The sequence below is a fragment of the Cysteiniphilum sp. QT6929 genome (genome assembly GCF_030035755.1).
GTDB classification, from domain to species: Bacteria; Pseudomonadota; Gammaproteobacteria; order Francisellales; family Francisellaceae; genus Caedibacter; species Caedibacter litoralis.
In genome coordinates, this window is sequence record NZ_CP103983.1 from 2024811 (window position 1) to 2044214 (window position 19404).

Annotated in this window: 19 protein-coding genes and 1 tRNA gene; 16 read left to right on the forward strand and 4 right to left on the reverse strand. The window is 41.1% G+C overall.

Annotated features, from left to right (window positions below; translation table 11 throughout):
• The first annotated feature begins 11 nt into the window (after window positions 1-11).
• The 3 genes from atpG to NYP54_RS08805 are packed head-to-tail and all read left to right on the forward strand — an operon-like array spanning window position 12 to window position 2750.
• Entirely contained in the window at window positions 12-890 is an 879-nt protein-coding gene (gene atpG, locus NYP54_RS08795; protein WP_283156191.1) for a F0F1 ATP synthase subunit gamma, read from the forward strand.
• 18 nt (window positions 891-908) lie between these two features.
• Window positions 909-2285: a F0F1 ATP synthase subunit beta gene (gene atpD, locus NYP54_RS08800; protein WP_117002276.1), complete on the forward strand. Its 1377-nt coding sequence runs from the start codon at window positions 909-911 to the stop codon at window positions 2283-2285.
• A gap of 12 nt (window positions 2286-2297) precedes the next feature.
• Entirely contained in the window at window positions 2298-2750 is a 453-nt protein-coding gene (locus NYP54_RS08805; protein ID WP_117002275.1) for a F0F1 ATP synthase subunit epsilon, read from the forward strand.
• Window positions 2751-3016: 266 nt separating this feature from the next.
• Here the strand turns inward: NYP54_RS08805 and NYP54_RS08810 are convergent, their stop codons facing one another.
• The 4 genes from NYP54_RS08810 to NYP54_RS08825 form a co-directional block, all read right to left on the reverse strand.
• Window positions 3017-4000 carry a TDT family transporter gene (locus tag NYP54_RS08810; protein WP_283156192.1) on the reverse strand — a complete coding sequence of 328 codons (984 nt, stop codon included), beginning with the start codon at window positions 3998-4000 and terminating at the stop codon, window positions 3017-3019.
• A gap of 91 nt (window positions 4001-4091) precedes the next feature.
• Entirely contained in the window at window positions 4092-4964 is an 873-nt protein-coding gene (locus NYP54_RS08815; protein WP_283156193.1) for a LysR substrate-binding domain-containing protein, read from the reverse strand.
• Window positions 4965-4981: 17 nt separating this feature from the next.
• Window positions 4982-5947, reverse strand: a complete 966-nt coding sequence (gene glpX, locus NYP54_RS08820) for a class II fructose-bisphosphatase (RefSeq protein WP_283156194.1) — start codon at window positions 5945-5947, stop codon at window positions 4982-4984.
• Between the two features lie 206 nt (window positions 5948-6153).
• Window positions 6154-7710 (reverse strand): ATP-binding protein, encoded by a 1557-nt coding sequence (locus NYP54_RS08825; RefSeq protein WP_283156195.1) that lies wholly within the window; start codon window positions 7708-7710, stop codon window positions 6154-6156.
• 271 nt (window positions 7711-7981) lie between these two features.
• Here NYP54_RS08825 and glmM point away from each other — a divergent pair, with 271 nt between their 5' ends.
• From glmM to nuoI, 13 genes are all read left to right on the forward strand, one after another.
• Window positions 7982-9310, forward strand: a complete 1329-nt coding sequence (glmM, locus tag NYP54_RS08830; protein WP_283156196.1) for a phosphoglucosamine mutase — start codon at window positions 7982-7984, stop codon at window positions 9308-9310.
• Between the two features lie 12 nt (window positions 9311-9322).
• Window positions 9323-10096 (forward strand): triose-phosphate isomerase, encoded by a 774-nt coding sequence (tpiA, locus tag NYP54_RS08835; RefSeq protein ID WP_283156197.1) that lies wholly within the window; start codon window positions 9323-9325, stop codon window positions 10094-10096.
• Between the two features lie 13 nt (window positions 10097-10109).
• Window positions 10110-10616 (forward strand): preprotein translocase subunit SecG, encoded by a 507-nt coding sequence (gene secG / locus NYP54_RS08840; RefSeq protein WP_283156198.1) that lies wholly within the window; start codon window positions 10110-10112, stop codon window positions 10614-10616.
• Between the two features lie 91 nt (window positions 10617-10707).
• Window positions 10708-10793, forward strand: a tRNA-Leu gene (locus NYP54_RS08845).
• 20 nt (window positions 10794-10813) lie between these two features.
• On the forward strand, window positions 10814-11209 hold the full coding sequence (gene ndhC, locus NYP54_RS08850) for an NADH-quinone oxidoreductase subunit A (protein ID WP_170137198.1): 396 nt from the start codon (window positions 10814-10816) through the stop codon (window positions 11207-11209).
• A complete protein-coding gene (locus NYP54_RS08855; RefSeq protein ID WP_117002266.1) occupies window positions 11200-11685 on the forward strand; it encodes an NADH-quinone oxidoreductase subunit B in 486 nt (161 codons plus the stop codon). The genes ndhC and NYP54_RS08855 overlap by 10 nt, the downstream gene beginning before the upstream one ends.
• A 2-nt stretch (window positions 11686-11687) precedes the next feature.
• Window positions 11688-12356: an NADH-quinone oxidoreductase subunit C gene (locus NYP54_RS08860; protein WP_283156199.1), complete on the forward strand. Its 669-nt coding sequence runs from the start codon at window positions 11688-11690 to the stop codon at window positions 12354-12356.
• Between the two features lie 11 nt (window positions 12357-12367).
• Complete coding sequence (locus NYP54_RS08865) at window positions 12368-13621, forward strand: NADH-quinone oxidoreductase subunit D (RefSeq protein ID WP_151192843.1); 1254 nt, start codon at window positions 12368-12370, stop codon at window positions 13619-13621.
• Window positions 13622-13634: 13 nt separating this feature from the next.
• On the forward strand, window positions 13635-14138 hold the full coding sequence (gene nuoE, locus NYP54_RS08870) for an NADH-quinone oxidoreductase subunit NuoE (protein WP_151192842.1): 504 nt from the start codon (window positions 13635-13637) through the stop codon (window positions 14136-14138).
• Between the two features lie 3 nt (window positions 14139-14141).
• Window positions 14142-15413 carry an NADH-quinone oxidoreductase subunit NuoF gene (gene nuoF / locus NYP54_RS08875; protein ID WP_117002262.1) on the forward strand — a complete coding sequence of 424 codons (1272 nt, stop codon included), beginning with the start codon at window positions 14142-14144 and terminating at the stop codon, window positions 15411-15413.
• 72 nt (window positions 15414-15485) lie between these two features.
• Window positions 15486-17888, forward strand: a complete 2403-nt coding sequence (gene nuoG, locus NYP54_RS08880; protein ID WP_283156200.1) for an NADH-quinone oxidoreductase subunit NuoG — start codon at window positions 15486-15488, stop codon at window positions 17886-17888.
• Window positions 17885-18898: an NADH-quinone oxidoreductase subunit NuoH gene (gene nuoH, locus NYP54_RS08885; RefSeq protein WP_283156201.1), complete on the forward strand. Its 1014-nt coding sequence runs from the start codon at window positions 17885-17887 to the stop codon at window positions 18896-18898. Before nuoG ends, nuoH begins: the two co-directional genes overlap by 4 nt.
• 11 nt (window positions 18899-18909) lie before the next feature.
• Window positions 18910-19401 (forward strand): NADH-quinone oxidoreductase subunit NuoI, encoded by a 492-nt coding sequence (nuoI, locus tag NYP54_RS08890; protein ID WP_283156202.1) that lies wholly within the window; start codon window positions 18910-18912, stop codon window positions 19399-19401.
• Window positions 19402-19404 lie beyond the last annotated feature (3 nt).

The following is a 19404-nucleotide window of genomic DNA, read 5'->3' on the forward strand; positions in this document are numbered from 1 at the left end:
AGGAGGGTATCATGTCTGGTAGTCGTGAAATACGTACTAAAATTAACAGCGTTAAGAATACCCAGAAAATTACGCGTGCGATGGAGTTAGTTGCCGCCAGTAAGATGCGCAAGGCGCGTGATCGTATGGAAGAAGCAAGACCTTACGCTCATTATGCGCTTGATATTATTCATCACGTTGTGCGTGCAAGTATGGAGTATACACATCCATACTTCCAGTCGCGTGAAGTTAAGCGTGTCGGTATGGTGATTGTTTCGACGGATCGCGGTTTATGCGGTGGCTTGAATATTAACTTGTTTAAAGAAGTGTTAAAGTCAATTAAGCATTACCAAGAGCAGAAGGTTGAAGTTGATCTATGCTTAATCGGTTCTAAAGCTGAGAGCTTTTTTAAGCGCTTACGTAAGGTCAATATCGTCTCTGTTGCCAACTTTCACGATGGTGATACAGTAAGCTCAATTACCGGTGCAGTATCGGTAATGGTTAAGGCGTTTGATGAGAATACAATTGATAACTTAATGCTGTTTAGCAATAAGTTTGTCAACACCATCAAGCAGCAGCCGACTAAAGAGCAGTTATTACCAATCCTTAAACCGAAAGAGGGCGCTGTAAAAGAAGATAAATCGATTACAGGGCATTGGGATTATCTGTATGAGCCAGGTGCTAAGCGCGTATTAGATGTGTTGTTAGTGCGTTATATCGAGTCGCAAGTTTACTGTGGCGTGGTTGAGAATCTCGCGTGTGAACAGGCAGCTAGAATGCTAGCGATGAAAAATGCAACTGATAATGCTGGTGATATTATTAATTCACTGAAGTTGCAATATAACAAAGCACGTCAAGCAATGATTACGCAAGAGCTCGCGGAGATTGTCTCCGGTGCTGCGGCAGTTTAAATTTAAGAGGACATAAAAATGAGTATGGGTAAAATTAGCCAAATTATCGGCGCGGTGATTGACGTAACTTTCCCGCGCGATAATGTACCAAAAGTTTATGATGCACTGATTGTTAACGAGACAGGTTTAACGTTAGAAGTGCAACAAGAAATCGGTGACGGTGTCGTGCGTTGTATCGCGATGGGTTCATCTGATGGTTTAAAGCGTGGTTTAGAAGTCAAAAACACCAATGCGCCAATTTCAGTGCCTGTAGGGCATGGCACTTTGGGGCGCATTATGGATGTATTGGGTAATCCAATTGATGAATGCGGTCCTGTGAAGTGTGATGAAAGACAACCAATTCACAAAAAAGCCCCTGCATTTGAAGATCAAGCGTTAAGTGCTGAAATCCTTGAAACTGGGATTAAAGTAATCGACCTTATTTGTCCATTTGCAAAAGGTGGTAAGGTTGGCTTGTTTGGTGGTGCTGGCGTTGGTAAAACCGTTACTATGATGGAGCTTATCAATAACATCGCTAAAGAGCATAGTGGTTTCTCTGTGTTTGCGGGTGTTGGTGAGCGTACACGTGAAGGTAATGACTTTTATCATGAGATGAAAGACTCTAACGTACTAGATAAAGTATCATTGGTTTACGGGCAAATGAATGAGCCACCAGGAAACCGTTTACGTGTGGCATTAACAGGTTTGACAATTGCTGAGAGCTTCCGTGATGAGAATCGTGATGTATTGATGTTTATCGATAACATTTATCGCTACACATTAGCAGGTACAGAAGTATCTGCACTTTTAGGACGTATGCCATCAGCTGTAGGATATCAGCCAACACTTGCCTATGAAATGGGTGTGTTGCAAGAGCGTATTACCTCGACAAAAACAGGCTCAATTACCTCTGTTCAAGCCGTATACGTACCTGCGGATGACTTAACAGATCCATCACCTGCAACAACTTTCTCGCATTTGGATGCAACAATCGTATTGTCACGTCAAATTGCTGAGTTAGGTATTTACCCTGCGGTTGATCCATTAGACTCAACATCTCGTCAGTTGGATCCATTAGTGGTTGGTCAAGAGCATTACGAAGTAGCGCGCAGCGTTCAACAAACACTACAACGTTATAAAGAGCTAAAAGATATTATTGCGATTTTAGGTATGGATGAATTATCTGAAGAAGATAAATTGATCGTATCACGTGCGCGTAAAATCCAACGTTTCTTATCACAGCCATTCCACGTTGCTGAAGTCTTTACCGGCAACCCTGGTAAATACGTGCCATTGAAAGATACGATTGCAAGCTTTAAAGCAATTGTTGCAGGTGAGTATGATCACTTGCCTGAACAGGCTTTCTATATGGTTGGAACCATCGAAGAAGCGATTGAAAAAGCAAAGTCAATCTAAGAGGTATCAGTGATGTCTGATAAACTACTGAAAGTCAATGTGGTTAGTCAAGAAGGCTCAGTCTATGAGGCGCGTGCCAAAATGGTAAGCCTCAGAGGCACGGAAGGGGAGATGGGTATTGCCTTTGGTCATACACAGCTTCTATCGACCTTGCCTCCTGGTGTCGTCCGCATTGAACGTGAAAATAATGAAAAAGATACGCTTTATATCTCTGGTGGCATCTTAGAAGTTCAGCCACATCAAGTGATTATTCTCTCTGATGTGATGGAGCGTGCTAAAGATCTTAATGAAGCTGCTGCTGAGAAGGCGCGTCAACAAGCCGAAGAAGCATTAAAGAAAGCACGTGATAGCGACAAAGTGGAAGTCGAAGAAGCGCGTCAAATGCTGGCTGAAGCTGAAGCGCGCTTAAAAGCGCTTAAAATTCTTAAAGGTGTTAACGCCTACTATAACGATTCAGATAAATAATCATCTCTTTCTTAATCTATACCACATAACCATGGCGAGTATCAGCTGAATAGTAGCTGTGGTGAGTGAAATCTTCATGACAATATCAACAAAATAATCAAGCCAATGTAGTGGTAAGGCGATTATTATGTTTAATGTGCACGCTTAAACTCCGTTTTATGCTCTGCTATTTAATATAGTTGGTTTTTATGTTTTTTCAGAAATAATTGATTGGATGTTAGATGTTAGATGTTAGATGTTAGATGTTAGATGTTAGATGTTGGATGTTAGTTGGTAGAAGAAGCAGTTTGAGCAACAAATAGATTTTCAATAACAAGATGATAGAAGTATTTCCAAGCAACATAACCAATAACGAGTGCAGCAATAATAAGTTCAAATACTGCCAAGTAATGGATTTGGCTAACATATTGCGGTGCAAGGTTTAAGGTATGCTCTGCCCAGTAAGCAGTTTTAAATAAGGCAGTTGAGCCAATAGCCATCGGGAAAGTAAATGCCGCAAACCCAGGGGAGAAGCTTAAGCTCATTAATTTAACAAAGCTTAAATAGATCATTGCAGTCATCAATATGGCAATGCCAAATAGTAGCATCACAATAATAGGTGATGGATCCTGGGTAACTGTTAAATAACCCGCTAATGATAAGCTGGCAGGGGCTGCAAAAATCGCAATGGTTGGTTTAGCTGCATCAGGAATCTCATGCGTAAACATCACGCGATATAGCATTAATGGTAATAAGATGGCATAACTGATTAAGCCGAAATACAATAGTGCACTTGCTAATGGTTGTAGCACACCACCAGGGAAAGCAACATCGGCAACGATAATGCCAACAGGTGGCACAAACCATGATGGCACCATATGGTGTAGTTTAAATTCACGCATGCGATGATAAATAAATGCCGCTAAAAAGAGTAAGTGAATAGTCACTGCAAAAACCCATACAAGTTCAGCAGCAAGATGACTTACGTAATTAATGCTGTTGGAGATAATCATTAAAGCCATGGCAAAAGTAGGTACCACACTGCCAACAACAGGGTGCGCAAGGTCTTGACGCAGCTTTTGTGGCCAAACAATAAATTTAGCAGCAACAAATAATAATAAAATGCCAGCAATAATTGCTGAAGCGATTTGTAAGCTATGGTTAGCTGGTAATGCATTTTCAGCACACCAACCTAAACCTGAAATACCAAGGGCTAAACCAGCCATTGGTGTCGGGACTTTTTCTAAAAAACCATGTAATTTCTGAGTCATGATAAACACCTCTATGAATATTGTTATGGTGTTAGTTTATGTTGACTCTTATATAAATAAAATGTGTTAAATTTTATGGGTTGGATTGAAATTATTTATTAGTGACCCAATCGAGCCACTCTTCGGTAAGCTCTGAGATGTGCGCGCGTTTATTTTGGACAATAAGCAAGTCTCTTTCAAGTTTCATTTCAGGGCATTCAAGGATGTGAATGTTTGATTGATTGTGTAAGGCAGATAGTGAAACACAGCCAATGGCATTGCTATTTAATACCGCAAGAATAATGGCCTCGCTACTACCAAGCTCCAAGAATAAATTCAATTGATAATCAAATAATGGCAGCATGGTCTGCTCGATCAGCGTGCGACTGCCTGAGCCTTTTTCTCTGAGAATAAATGGGTGTTTTTTCAGTGTTTTAATATCGACCGTTTTTTCTTTGGCTAAAGGATGATCTTTATGCACAAAAAGTTTCAATTTATCTTTGGCAAAGGCAAAACAATTGGTCTGATTACTTAAGCTAGCACTCTCAATAAATCCCAAATCTGCTTGATGGGAAATCACCGATTCAATAACTTGTTCACTATTACCAATGTTAAGGGATAGCTCAACTTCAGGGTGCTGTTGTTTAAAGGAAGACATAAGTGTCGGCAGAATATAATTACCAATCGTATTACTTGCGGCAATATGCAAACTGCCGACAAGTGCTTGTGTGTGTTTGAAGAAATGCTCAATTTTATCAGTAGCTTCTAAAAGCGCCATTGCCTTGGGGTAAAGCTGTTGCCCATGATGATTAAGCACGATTTTGCGATCAATGCGATCAAAGAGCTTAACGCCAAGCTGAGTCTCAAGTGATGATAGTGCTGTACTTAATGCCGGCTGCGTGAGACTTAAGCTCTCCGATGCCTTGGTAATGCTGCCATGTTTGGCAATGGCAGCAAAGATCAGTAATTGTTTATGTGAAAGCATATTTTACCTAATCTCGGTTATAAATACTCAAAACCTTTCTTGAAGTTGAAATTGTGCTCGGCTTCGATATGTCTTACTGTGCCTGATAATGAGCGCATGACAAGGCTATGTGTTTGTGCAAATTGACCTTTGCGTTTGACACCTTTGAGCATCTGCCCATCGGTGACACCTGTTGCGGCAAACAACACATTGCCAGAAGCTAGGTCATTTAAATGATAGATTTTATTCAAATCATTAATGCCCCATTTCTTAGCGCGTGCTTTTTCATCGTCATTTCTGAAAATAAGGCGACCTTGCATTTGTCCACCTAAACAACGAAGGGCTGCCGCGGCAAGCACGCCTTCGGGTGCCCCTCCTGTGCCCATGTACATATCAATGCCAGTATCTTCTTGCGCGGTAGCAATGACTGCGGAAACATCACCGTCGCCAATAAGGGCAATGCGCGCACCGGCTTCTCTGACTTGACGGATAATCTGTTCATGGCGTGGGCGATCTAATATACAGACAACGAGCGCTTCAATAGGGACTTTTTTAAATTGCGCCAAGTTTTTCAAATTCTCAGCAGGTGTCGCATTGATATCGATAATATCTGCCGGCATGCCATGTCCACCTACTGCAATCTTTTCCATATAAACATCAGGGGCATTTAAAAAACCGCCATCTTCTGCCATGGCAATGACTGCCAAGGCATTAGGCCCACCTTTGGCTGTGATGGTTGTCCCTTCTAGTGGATCAAGTGCGATGTCAACCTTGGGTCCACCTTTGCCGACTTTCTCACCAATATAAAGCATTGGCGCCTCATCTCGCTCACCCTCACCAATGACGACAGTGCCATCGATATCTAGACCATTTAAAGCGCGACGCATAGCATCAACAGCAACTTGATCAGCTGCTTTTTCATCTCCTCGACCCATTTGGCGCCAAGCAGACAAAGCAGCAGCTTCGGTAACGCGAACGGTTTCTAATGCTAAATTACGATCCATTATTCTATCCCTTAGTTTGTATATGCACTGCCAAAATGATTACAAAGAATCCAGTGCTTGTTGAAAATCGCCAGTATTGTAACAATTGTGGGGTTAAAAGGGTATGTGTTTTCGGGAAATCAGGCTGACAAATTATGAGTTCGATCTAACAACGTTATGACACAGCTAGTGGAGAATGTCACTTGTTTACGTCATCTGCAAATAATTTACGATTGGTACAGCTCAGCCTCTAATTCAGCAACGTTGCGTTCTTCGGTATCAAAGCTTATGCCAACAAGATAAATAGGCTTAGCCAGAGCAAGATATTTTTCAGGGTATTTCCTTGATTTGATCTGTTCTATTGCGGTCTTAGCGTCACCTAGTTTGGCGAGTTTAAACTCGATAATGATAATTTTGTCATCCATTATTATCGTTAAATCGAGTTTACCATGGTTAGTAACGTCCTCTGGTATTGTGTCATAGCCTAAAGCGCTTAAGAAACTATAGACAATGCTGGCATAAAACCCTTCATATTGATCGATCTGGTTGTTGCGATACCAATCATGTGGAATAGAGGAAAAATGACTGCTTAAAATCATCTTTAAGTCGTCAAAATTGCCTTCTTCAAAACTGCTAACCAAGCGACCAAGTATAAAGTCTTTGTTATCTGTGGTTGTGCCAATATTGGCAAGAGATTCATTTAGGCTTGATTTTACTTCATAGTTGGGATAACCCAAGCGATATGCCATGCGATTGCCGCGTGCTGTTATTTCTTTGATGGTTAAATAACCCGTTTGAAAGAGTAAAGTGGCGATCGGCATATCGTTAATATCAAACTTCGACAACATGGTCTCACTGACAACAAGATCTTCTAAATTAGGGATAAAGTAGCGATTTTGTTGGATCATCTTAACCAAAAAAGCGGGTGTCGCCGTTTCAAACCAATAGCTTTGGTAACGATAGCCACCATCAATGAATAGTAGAATATCAAAAGGGTTGTAAACTCTTTGCGTCTTGTCACCAGCAAAGTTATAGCCGTTGTACCATTTTTTAAGCTGGTCTAGATCGACATTACCAGCGGTTAAATAGTCTTTAAAAGAGTGTTCTAACTCAGATTGGTTGTAGCCACAGATGTCTGCATAACGTGGATCAAGAGTAATATCTTTTAAATTATTGAGTTCACTAAAAATACTGATTTTAGTAAAGCGTGATACGCCGGTTAACATTGCAAATTGAATATTAACATCCTGAGATTTGATCACGCTATAGAAGTTTCTAAGGCGTTGGCGCATCGCTTTTGCCATTTCGGTATTGTCGATATTATCCAGTACTGGTTTGTCATATTCATCAACAAGAATGACAACTTTACGGTGATTTTTGGCAAGTTGTTCAATTAAATAAGCAAAGCGACTGCTGATTTCGCTGTAGACATTATCTATTTCATAACTTTGGTAATACTCATCTAAGAAGCGCATGATTTTGGCATCTAACTCTTCTGTTGAGGCAGCATTGCCTTCGCCAAAGGTAAAGTGCAGTACAGGGTGTTGCACTTGCCAGTCCCAGTGTTTCTCTATATGTAGACCTGTAAATAATTTTTTATTGCCTAGAAAAACTTGTCTGATGGTGTCGATAAGTAGTGATTTTCCAAAGCGTCGAGGTCGTGATAAGAAGTAGTATTTCCCTCTATCTAGTAGGTTGTAGATATGTTGCGTTTTGTCGATATAGAGATGGTCATTGCTGATGACTTCTGCAAAACCTGAGATACCAATTGGAAGTTTTTTCATGTGATCTATACTGGCTTTTTAAAAAAATTAGCAGCAATCTTAGCGTGTTAATACTATATACTCAAGTGAAACGAATGTGAGCAATAAAGTGAGAAATCATAGCAATCACTATTTACCTTGTTTTTTGTGGAGGTTGGTCTGTGGTTAAGTGTTTTTAAAGTGCTGTCACAGCGAAAATACGACTTTCGCCAAGAAAAGCACTTAACGATTTCTATTTAGTAGCGCATAATGTAGAGCGTTTTAAATCTAAAAAGCAAAAAGCACTAAATACATGGCAAGGAAATATTTTGGCACCGATGGTGTGCGCGGGAAAGTAGGTGTTAATCCGATCACACCTGAGTTTGCAATGAAGATGGGTAACGCGGTGGGACAAGCGCTGCGTGAAAAACGTCTGCCACTTGTCGTCGTGATTGGTCAGGATACTAGACGCTCCTCAGATATGTTAAAGGCGGGGTTTATTGCAGGGATCACTGCAGTTGGTGTCAATGTGATTAATTTAGGCATGGTGCCGACACCCGTTGTTGCTTTTATGGTACCAATTTTTAAAGCTGGCGCCGGCGTTGTATTAAGTGCATCACACAATCCGTTTTATGATAATGGGATTAAACTATTCTCATCTGAAGGACATAAGTTGCCTGATGATGTTGAATATCAGATCGAACGCTATATTGATGAGGAGTTTTACTACCAGCCAGAAGGTGAGTTTGGTGAAATTTATAGTCAGATCAATGAAGTTAAACCTTATATTAAGCATTGCTTGACGTCATTTGCGGATCAGATTAATTTGAGTGACAAAAAAATCATTGTTGATTGCGCTAATGGCGCGCTATTTCGTGTTGCCAAAGAAGTATTTTCGCGCTTGAATTTGAACACTGTTAACATTGCATCAAATCCGGATGGTTTAAATATTAATGAAAACTGTGGTGCGGTACATCTAGATGCATTAAAAACCGCAGTTATCAATCAAAACGCTGATTTAGGTATTGCCTTTGATGGTGATGGTGATCGGATTATGCTTGTTGATGAAACAGGATGTGTGGTTGATGGCGATGATATTTTATTGGCTTTAGCAAAATACAATGAAAATATACCTGGTGTGGTCGGTACGGTGATGACGAATCTTGCGATTGAGCAGGAATTTTCAAAGCTTAATTTACCATTTAAGCGTGCTAAAGTGGGGGATCGCTATGTGATGGAGTTGTTGCTTGAGAATAATTGGGCGCTTGGTGGTGAATCTTCGGGGCACATTATTGATCTTCGTTATAATTCAACCGGAGATGGATTAATGGCAGCATTGCAAATTTTGGCATTATTAACAAAAACAAATAAACCTTTGTCAATGCTGGCTGATAGTCAAAAAATGCCGCAGTTGATGATTAATGTGCCGTTGACAAAGAAACTTGATGCGAATGATATGAGTCTATTGATTGAAGATGTTAGCTTTGTCGAGAAAACCTTAGGTGATGATGGTCGTGTGGTATTGCGCCCCTCAGGTACCGAACCCGTATTGCGTGTAATGGTTGAGGCAAAAACAGTTGATCTAACCAAAAAGTGGGTGGATTATTTGGTTGAAAAAGTTAAAGAAAAGTTAAATGCTTAATATGGAGTAACGATGAGAAAGCAAATTATTATTGGCAACTGGAAGATGAATGGCTCACTATTATCGATTAAAAGTCTATGTGAGTCATTAAATAAATTATCAACAGAATCGCTCTCTGCCGATATGGCAGTGTGTGTGCCTAATGTTTATTTGTCCTATGTTAGCGACAATATCAAAGGCGTTGCTCTTGGTGTGCAAAATGTTAGCCAATATGATGATGGTGCTTACACGGGCGAAATTAGTGTGAGCATGCTTAAGGATTTTAATTGTCAATACGCTATTGTTGGACATTCTGAGCGTCGCGCGCTATTTGGTGAAAGTAATATCGATGTTGCATTGAAAGCTAAAAAAGCAACTGAAGCAGAGCTTTGTGCCATTGTTTGTGTTGGTGAGACATTAGAAGAAAGAACTAGAGGTAAATTGGAGGAAGTATTAAAAACTCAGCTTAGCACGGTATTAAATGAGCTGACTCTAAATCAATTGAGAAATGTTATCATTGCGTATGAGCCAGTATGGGCGATTGGTACAGGGCTTGCGGCAACGGCATCACAGGTTCAGGAAGTCCATGCTTACTTACGCTCGATCGTCACAAACTTCCATGTTGAGCTTGCTAAAAATATCAAAATTATATATGGTGGCAGCCTTAAGCCATCGAATGCTGATGAGATATTGAAGTTGGCAGATGTCGATGGTGGTTTGATAGGGGGTGCTTCTCTTTGTGGGAAGGACTTTGGTGAAATTGTTAAACATGCAAAAGCGGTTAAAAATGCCAAGCATGTAAAATAGGCAAAACGAGTAGATGTTAGCGTTAGTTATCACTGTACATATTATTGTTGCGGTATTGATTGTTGGATTAATATTGTTGCAACAAGGCAAAGGAGCAAACATGGGCGCCTCATTTGGGTCAGGCGCATCTCAAACCGTATTTGGTAGCCGAGGAGCGGCGCCATTTATGTTTAAGTTTACAGCTTTTTTAGTCGCTGTTTTTTTTGTCACAAGCATAGGTTTAAGCTATATTGGCAAGCAAAATGCAAACAAGGGTGCCGAGGCTCAAGCATCAAGCGGTGTGTCGCAAGCTGATTACCAAAAGCAGCAAGCAGCTCAGCAGGCTTTGATTGATCAGGCTAAAGCAACTGATGCAAAAGAAAACAAAGGTGCAGTAACACTTCCAGTGAGCAATCTTCTAAAAACTCCAACAGCGACAACATCAAATGCTGAAAACGCTGATGACAAGTCAGAGCAGGCATTGGATGTGAAGAATGCAACAACTAAAGAAAAAGAAGCGGTACCCGCGTCAACTAAATAGCTAGAGTAGAGTTTTTGATTGTTAAAGCTATGATGCTTATGGGCTTATAGCGATTTGTCAAAGACTGTTTTAGTAAGGTTAAGTTTATTTTGCCAAAGTGGTGGAATTGGTAGACACGCCATCTTGAGGGGGTGGTGAGCACAGCTCGTGCGGGTTCGAGTCCCGCCTTTGGCACCAAAAACGAGGATATAGGCATGTTGCAGTATAGTGTATATCATGAGTTTTTGCCGATTTTGATTTTTCTCATTGTGGCGATTGCTATCGCATCAGCAATGGCGATTGGCGGCAAAATGCTATCAATTATTGTTGGGGTGCATAACCCGAACCCTGAAAAAAACGCACCATTTGAGTGCGGATTTGCTGAATTTGAAGATGCGCGCATCAAGTTCGATGTGCGTTTTTATTTGGTTGCTATTTTATTTTTGGTTTTTGATCTTGAAGTTGCTTTTATGATTCCTTGGGGTGTGCTGGTACGCGATAGCGGTGCAGGTGGTATTTCATGGGCAGCTTTCATTGCGATGATGATATTCTTGTTCATCTTACTAATTGGATTTATCTATGAGTGGAAGAAAGGGGCGCTAGAATGGGAGTAGAAGAAGGCATTAACAATAATAAAGGCTTTATCACTGCCAGCGCTGATTCTTTAGTAAATTGGGTGCGTACAGGATCTTTGTGGCCGGTAACCTTTGGTCTTGCCTGTTGTGCGGTTGAAATGATGCATGCAGGGGCTGCGCGTTATGACCTTGATCGTTTTGGTATTGTATTTCGCCCGAGCCCACGTCAATCAGATGTCTTGATTGTTGCCGGCACTTTGTGTAATAAGATGGCACCTGCTTTGCGTAAAGTCTATGATCAGATGCCTGATCCAAAATGGGTGATTTCCATGGGGTCATGTGCTAACGGTGGCGGCTATTATCATTATTCTTATTCCGTAGTTAGGGGTTGCGATCGCATTATGCCAGTGGATATTTATGTGCCTGGTTGCCCACCAACGGCTGAAGCGCTTATCTATGGCATTATTCAGCTTCAGAATAAAATCAAACGTACTAATACAATTGCGAGGAAATGACGATGTCGTTAACGCAAGAATTTATCGATGATTTAAAAAATGACTTTAACAGTCAGTTTATCTCAACATCTTTTCAACACGGTGAGCTTACCGTTGAAATTGCCAAAGATAATCTCATTAAAGTGATGATCCGCTTAAAAAAAGTATTTAAGTTTGAACAACTTGTTGATATTAGTGGCGTTGACTACTTAAACTTTGGTGAAGATCAGTGGAAAACGCAAAGTGCCACGAGTAGTGGCTTTTCGCGCGGTGTTGTGCAAGGTGAGTTATTGCATAAAGAACCCAATAAGGGTAAGAAACGCTTTGCGGTGGTTTATCACTTAATGAGTTTGGCGCTTAATATTCGTTTGCGTGTTAAGGTTTATTTAGATGAATTTGATCTGATGTTGCCAAGCGTTGTTGATATTTGGCCTGCGGCAAACTGGAGCGAGCGTGAAGCTTTTGATATGTTTGGTTTTATTTTTACAGGGCACCCTGATTTACGCCGAATATTGACTGATTATGGCTTCGTAGGGCATCCGTTTAGAAAAGATTTCCCGCAAAGTGGTTATGTTGAGATGCGTTATGATGAAACGCAAAAACGTGTGGTTTACGAACCAGTAGAAATTGATCCGCGTGTGAATGCGCCTAAGGTTATTCGTCAAGATAACCGTTACTTAGATGAACAGTAATTGAGAATGCTATGGCAGAATTTAAAAACTATACAATGAATTTTGGTCCGGTGCATCCGGCGGCTCATGGGGTATTGCGCTTGGTGTTAGAACTTGATGGTGAGGTCGTTGTTCGTGCTGATCCGCATATTGGGCTTTTGCATCGCGGTACTGAGAAATTGGCTGAATCCAAACCATATAACCAAAGCATTGGTTATATGGATCGCTTAGATTACGTATCGATGATGTGTAATGAGCATGCTTATGTCTTGGCGATTGAAAAGTTGCTTGAGATTGAAGTGCCAAAACGTGCGCAATACATCCGTGTGATGTTTGCTGAAATTACGCGTATTTTGAATCACTTATTATGGACAGCAGCTAATAGTTTGGACTTAGGTGCAATGACGATGTTTCTTTACGCGTTTCGTGAGCGTGAAGATCTGTTTGATTGCTATGAAGCGGTTTCAGGGGCGCGAATGCATGCAACTTATTTCCGTCCAGGTGGTGTTGCGCGCGATCTACCATTGACGATGCCAAAATATGAAAAATCTCGTTTCACATCAAAGCGTAAATTAAAAGCCATTAACAAAAATCGCCAAGGTTCACTGCTTGATTTTATTTGGGACTTTACTGAGCGTTTTCCAAAATGTGTTGATGAGTATGAAAACCTGTTAACCAATAACCGTATCTGGAAGCAGCGTACCGTTGGTATTGGTGTGGTAACGCCAGAGCGTGCTAAGGCATTAGGCTTTGGTGGTCCAATGTTAAGAGGCTCAGGCGTTGCTTGGGATCTTCGCAAAAAACAACCGTATGATGTCTATAGCGAACTTGATTTTGATATTCCTGTTGGTAGCCATGGTGATTGCTATGATCGCTATTTGGTACGTATGGCAGAAATGCGCGAATCCAATAAAATCATCCGTCAATGCGTTGAGTGGTTACGTCACAACGAAGGTCCTATTATGGCGCCAAATCACAAAGTGACTCCGCCTAAGCGCGATGAGATGAAAAACAGTATGGAAGCCTTGATTCATCACTTTAAGCTATTTTCTGAGGGCTATTGTGTGCCTGAAGGTGAAGTATATGTGGGAACAGAGCATCCAAAGGGTGAATTTGGAATTTACTTGGTATCAGATGGTGCCAATAAACCGTATCGTCTAAAGATTAGAGCGCCAGGCTTTACCCATTTAAGTGCGATGAATGAAATGTTAAGCGGGCATATGTTATCCGATGCTCCGGCAATTATTGCGACACAAGATATTGTGTTTGGCGATGTAGATAGATAAGTAAGGTTTGTCTATGTTAGAGAATAAGTTAGATAAAAAAGAAATCTTTTCACCTCAAGTCACTGAGTTGCTAGAAAATTGGGAAAAGCGCTATCCTGCTAATCAAAAGCGCTCTGTCATCATCCCAGGCTTGCATGTTTTGCAAGACTATAACAACGGCTATTTAACTGAAGAATTAATGGATAAATTAGCACTTTATTTGGATGTGCCAGCAGCTTCAGTCTATGAAGTGGCAACTTTCTACAGCATGTATGATCTTAAAAAAGTAGGCAGGCATAAGCTAAATGTATGTACTAATCTTTCGTGTATGTTAAATGGTGCCAAGAAAATCATGACGCATCTTGAAAATAAGCTTGATATTAAAGCAGGGCAAACAACGGCTGATGGTAGAATTACGTTAAAGTCTGTTGAGTGTCAGGGTGCATGCTGTGGTGCGCCAATGTTGGAAGTGGATAAGGTTTTTTATGAAAACTTAACCATTGCAAAAGTCGATCAAATTATTGATTCTTTGGAGTAGCAGATGGCGAATGAAGTGTGTTTTAGAACCCTGCACCTTGAGCGACCGTGGTCATTGAAGTCTTACGAGTCAATCGGGGGCTACTCTTATTGGAAAAGAATTCTTGATGAGAAGATTCCACCTGAAGTTATTATTGAAGAGCTTAAAAAATCAGGTCTACGTGGTCGTGGTGGTGCGGGCTTCCCTACAGGTCTTAAGTGGAGCTTCATGCCGCGCAACTTGCCAGGGCAGAAGTATGTTGTATGTAATTCCGATGAAGGTGAACCAGGTACTTGCAAAGATCGTGAGATTTTACGCAATAATCCACATCAATTAATCGAAGGCATGGCAATTGCTGGTTATGTCACCGGTGCAACAGTTGGTTATAACTATATCCGTGGCGAGTTTTATGAGCCGATTGCACGTTTTGAGGCTGCCTTAAATGAAGCCCGTGCCATGGGTTTGATCGGCTTTAATCTGCGTAGTTCAGGTGTTGATTTTAATTTATATTGTTCAATTGGCGCGGGTGCTTATATCTGTGGTGAAGAAACGGCATTATTAAATTCGCTTGAAGGGCGTAAAGGTCAACCGCGATTTAAACCACCGTTTCCAGCCAATAAAGGCCTATATGGTTGTCCAACCAATATTAATAATACTGAGACCTATGCCTCAGTACCGCCGATTTTAGAGCATGGTGGTGAGTGGTTTCAGAAAATGGGCACAGAGAAAAGTGGTGGTACTAAACTTTTTTGTGTTTCAGGGCATGTTAATACTCCTGGTGTGTTTGAGATTGGTCTTGGCACGCCATTTAAAGACTTGCTAGCGATGGCAGGTGGCGTGCGTGAGAATAAAAAAATCAAAGCAGTGATTCCAGGTGGCAGCTCATGTAAGATCCTAACTGGTGATGAGATGCTATCTTTAACCATGGACTATGAAGCTATTGGTCAAGCAGGCTCAATGTTAGGCTCAGGTGCTGTTGTCGTACTTGATGAAGATACGTGTATGGTTGAGTTACTAGCGCGCTTAGCAGAGTTTTATTATGAAGAGTCCTGTGGACAATGCACGCCGTGTCGCGAAGGAACTGGTTGGTTAGCAAGAACCTTAGAGCGTATTTTGCATGGTGAAGGTAAGCCAGAAGATATTGATAATTTAGCACGTGTCGCCTCAAATATTGAAGGCAATACCATTTGTGGTTTAGGTGACGCTGCGGCGTGGCCAGTACAAAGCTATATTAAGAAATTCAGACATGAATTTGAATATATGATTGAACATAAGCGCAGTATTGTCGGTGCTTAATAAATAGTGAAACCCTATTGCTGATTTAAGCGTAGGGTTAAAAATAAACGTAATTGATGAAGGGTGACTCCCGTGTCAGAAAAAGAAGCAACAAAACAACTTAATATCGAGATCAATGGTCAGCCATATGCGGCGAAGCCCGGCGAGATGATTATTCAAATCGCTGATAGGCATGGTATTTATATTCCGCGCTTTTGTTATCACAAGAAGCTCTCGATAGCAGCCAACTGTAGAATGTGTCTTGTCGAAGTTGAAGGGGCAAGAAAGCCATCTCCAGCGTGCGCGACACCGATTATGGATGGCATGAAGGTTTTTACAAAATCGCCAACGACACTTTCTTATCAAAAGAAAGTCATGGAGTTTTTACTGATTAACCATCCGCTTGATTGTCCTATTTGTGATCAAGGTGGTGAATGTGAGCTGCAGGATGTCGCTATGGGTTATGGCAGTGATGTTTCTAAATATAATGAAACTAAGCGCGTATTTGATGACCCAACCTTAGGACCATTAGTGGCAACTGATATGACGCGTTGTATTCAATGTACGCGTTGTGTGCGTTTTGGTGAGGAAATTAGCGGTGATAAAGAGCTTGGTGCGATGGGCAGAGGAGATCACACGCAAATCGGTACTTATGTTGCTAAAACTGTCAATTCAGAGCTATCCGGTAATATTATTGATTTATGCCCAGTGGGTGCGTTAACGTCCAAACCGTTTAGATTCCACGCACGTGCTTGGGAGTTGCAACAATATGCAACGATTTCAGGCGCTGATTGCGTTGGTGCCAATATCTACGCGCACACGCGTCGCAATCAGCTAATGCGTGTTGTGCCAAAAGAAAACGAAAGTATAAATGAAACGTGGATTGCCGATAAGGATCGTTTTGCTTATACAGGTGTTTATGCCGAAGATCGTGTTACACAACCGATGATCAAAAAAGCAGGTGCTTGGGTTGATGTATCGTGGGAGGAAGCATTAGATTTTGTCAAAGTAGCCATCGAGCAGACCAAAGCGCAAGACGGTGTTAATGCTATATCGAGTCTTGCCTCAGATTCATTAACAACAGAGAGTTTATACCTTATCCAAAAACTGATGCGTCAAGTTGGCTCAAACAACATTGATACGCGCTTAATGCAAGCAGCACACGCCTTAACATTACACACCGGTATCGGGTTTGATTGTGAATTAGCTGAGATTGAAAATGCCGATATTGCATTACTTATTGGTAGCTATTTACGAAAAGAAGTCCCATTAATTAATCACCGCGTGCATAAGGCAGTGAAAAATGGCGCGAGGGTTTTGGCGCTTAATAGCCAAGAATATGACTTCAATTATGCCGTTCAGACGACACAAGTTGAAGCCAATGAGATGGTTTATGCGCTGGCGAATTTAGTGAAAGCCGTAGCGCAAAAAAGCTCACAACCAATATCATCAGAGATAGTTAATAAGACTATTGAAACACTAGAAATTTTGCCTGAAATTGAAGCTTTGGCAACAGCGTTGGTATCTTCTGAAAACCCGGTAATGATTTTAGGTTTTGATGCGATCTTGAATGAAGATTTTGCTGAAATTTACGCATTGTTTACTGAGCTTAAAACCTTACTCTCTGCCAAAGGTGGTGTACTTAGTTTCGGTGCTAATGCCAAGGGTGCGTTACTTGCAGGAGCAGCGAGTGAGTATCTGCCAGGTGCTAATGAAAACTTACAACAAGGCATGAACACACAAGCGATATTGAGTAATAAAACCAAATTATTATTAACCTTTTCACTTGAACCTGAGTTTGATTCAGTGCTAGGTCAAGAAGCCTTACAAAAGCTACAAGAGATTGATATCGTGGCAGCATTTACAAGCTATGCAACTGCTGAGATGTTTGAATATGCGGATATCATATTGCCGATTACTACACATTTTGAAGAAGATGGCTCCTTTATTAATATCGCTGGACAAACACAGCATTTTAAAGCGGTTATCCAACCATATGAAGACAGTAAACCTTTGTGGAAAGTATTGCGTGTATTAGCAAACCTATTAAGTTTAGATGGTTTTGATTACCAGACAGTTGATGAGGTTTATCAGGAGTTCACAACACATGAACAAGCTGAGTTAAAAGTCGATGTTGATGGATTATTTAAAAAAGGCTTAACAGCATTGACTGAGGGCTATCATGTCACGCCATCTATATCGATGTATTGTACAAATGCGTTATTAAGACGTGCTAAACCATTGCAAGCAACGAAAGATACTTATTATGCGCAAAGCCTACGTGTATCAGCTAAGTATGCCGCAGCGCATGAGATAAACGCATCAGGTCGTGTTATTGTCAAGCTTGATGGCGAAGAGTACGAGATTGATCTTATCGTTGATGGAACATTAGCCAAAGACACGATAATCGTGCCGTTTCAGCTTATGCCGACTTGTGGCAAAGCTTGGGGCAATGTTACAATCACGCCAATTAAACAGACGGTGGTAAACGCATGATTTTAGATATTATCTGGATTGTTCTAAAAGTCTTATTAATCGTTATCCCTTTGATTTTGGTTGTAGCTTATTACACCTATGCAGAGCGTAAAGTGATCGGTTACATGCAGGACCGTATTGGTCCAAATCGTGTGGGTTCTTTTGGTTTACTACAACCCATCGTTGACGCGGTTAAGTTGTTACTCAAAGAAATTATTATTCCAGCGAAATCAAACCGCTATTTGTTTTTTATCGCACCGATGCTTGCTTTCGCCCCTGCTTATACTGCATGGGCAGTTGTGCCATTTGGCAAGGGTATCGTCTTAGCGGATATCAATGCCGGTGTGTTGTATATTTTGGCAATGACTTCAATTGCAGTATATGGTGTGATTATTGCTGGTTGGGCATCTAACTCAAAATATGCAATGTTTGGTGCATTGCGTGCGGCAGCTCAGGTCGTCTCATATGAGCTAGCAATGGGTTTTGCCATCATAGGTGTGTTGATCGCCGCGGGTTCACTTAATCTAAGCACGATTGTCGAAACACAACAAGGTGGTATTTGGCACTGGTATTTTATCCCGCTATTTCCTTTGTTTGTTATTTACTTTATTTCAGGCGTTGCTGAGACGGGACGTGCGCCATTTGATGTGATCGAAGGTGAGTCTGAGATTATTGCCGGACATCATGTCGAGTATTCCGGTGCGCGCTTTGCGTTATTCTTCTTAGCAGAATATGCCAATATGATTTTGATTAGCTTGTTAACTGCGGTTTTCTTTTTAGGTGGCTGGATTTCGCCATTTGAAAATATCCCTGTACTGGATCAGTTCTTTAGCTTTGTGCCTAGCATGATCTGGTTATTCTTAAAAACCGGTATTTTCATGTTTATGTATTTATGGATTCGTGCAACTTTCCCACGATATCGCTATGACCAATTAATGCGATTGGGCTGGAAGATATTTATTCCAGTAACTTTAGTATGGGTTATTGTGGTTGCATTTATGGTTAAACTTGGCTTAGGTCCTTGGTGGTAGGAGATTTATTGATGTTTAAAGCAATTAAACGCTATTGTCAGACCTTTTTGCTATGGGAATTGTTAAAAGGTCTTAAGATTACGGGTAAGCACTTTTTCACGCGAAAAGTAACTGTGCAATACCCGGATGAAAGAACGCCGCAATCAGGTCGTTTTCGTGGACTGCATGCACTTCGCCGCTATGAGAATGGTGAAGAGCGTTGTATCGCGTGTAAATTATGTGAAGCCGTTTGTCCAGCCTTGGCGATTACTATTGAAGCAGAACCTCGTGAAGACGGTTCAAGACGTACGACAAAATATGAAATTGATTTATTCAAATGTATCTTTTGTGGTTTTTGTGAAGAGTCTTGTCCGGTGGATTCGATTGTTGAAACACGTGTGTTTGAATACCACTTTGAAAAACGTGGTGAAAATATCATGACCAAAGCAAAGCTTTTGGCGGTCGGTGATAAGTATGAAGATGAGATCGCGAAAGATCGTGAAGCAGACAGAGCATTTAGGTAGGGA

Coding starts and splice junctions, on each gene's coding strand:
- nuoI (WP_283156202.1), top strand. CDS start 18,910: ATGTTTAAAGCAATTAAACGCTATTGTCAGACCTTTTTGCTATGGGAA.
- NYP54_RS08865 (WP_151192843.1), top strand. CDS start 12,368: ATGGCAGAATTTAAAAACTATACAATGAATTTTGGTCCGGTGCATCCG.
- nuoF (WP_117002262.1), top strand. CDS start 14,142: ATGGCGAATGAAGTGTGTTTTAGAACCCTGCACCTTGAGCGACCGTGG.
- secG (WP_283156198.1), top strand. CDS start 10,110: ATGTTAGCGTTAGTTATCACTGTACATATTATTGTTGCGGTATTGATT.
- tpiA (WP_283156197.1), top strand. CDS start 9,323: ATGAGAAAGCAAATTATTATTGGCAACTGGAAGATGAATGGCTCACTA.
- atpG (WP_283156191.1), top strand. CDS start 12: ATGTCTGGTAGTCGTGAAATACGTACTAAAATTAACAGCGTTAAGAAT.
- NYP54_RS08825 (WP_283156195.1), bottom strand. CDS start 7,710: ATGAAAAAACTTCCAATTGGTATCTCAGGTTTTGCAGAAGTCATCAGC.
- glpX (WP_283156194.1), bottom strand. CDS start 5,947: ATGGATCGTAATTTAGCATTAGAAACCGTTCGCGTTACCGAAGCTGCT.
- nuoE (WP_151192842.1), top strand. CDS start 13,635: ATGTTAGAGAATAAGTTAGATAAAAAAGAAATCTTTTCACCTCAAGTC.
- glmM (WP_283156196.1), top strand. CDS start 7,982: ATGGCAAGGAAATATTTTGGCACCGATGGTGTGCGCGGGAAAGTAGGT.
- NYP54_RS08805 (WP_117002275.1), top strand. CDS start 2,298: ATGTCTGATAAACTACTGAAAGTCAATGTGGTTAGTCAAGAAGGCTCA.
- nuoH (WP_283156201.1), top strand. CDS start 17,885: ATGATTTTAGATATTATCTGGATTGTTCTAAAAGTCTTATTAATCGTT.
- NYP54_RS08860 (WP_283156199.1), top strand. CDS start 11,688: ATGTCGTTAACGCAAGAATTTATCGATGATTTAAAAAATGACTTTAAC.
- atpD (WP_117002276.1), top strand. CDS start 909: ATGAGTATGGGTAAAATTAGCCAAATTATCGGCGCGGTGATTGACGTA.
- NYP54_RS08815 (WP_283156193.1), bottom strand. CDS start 4,964: ATGCTTTCACATAAACAATTACTGATCTTTGCTGCCATTGCCAAACAT.
- NYP54_RS08810 (WP_283156192.1), bottom strand. CDS start 4,000: ATGACTCAGAAATTACATGGTTTTTTAGAAAAAGTCCCGACACCAATG.
- NYP54_RS08855 (WP_117002266.1), top strand. CDS start 11,200: ATGGGAGTAGAAGAAGGCATTAACAATAATAAAGGCTTTATCACTGCC.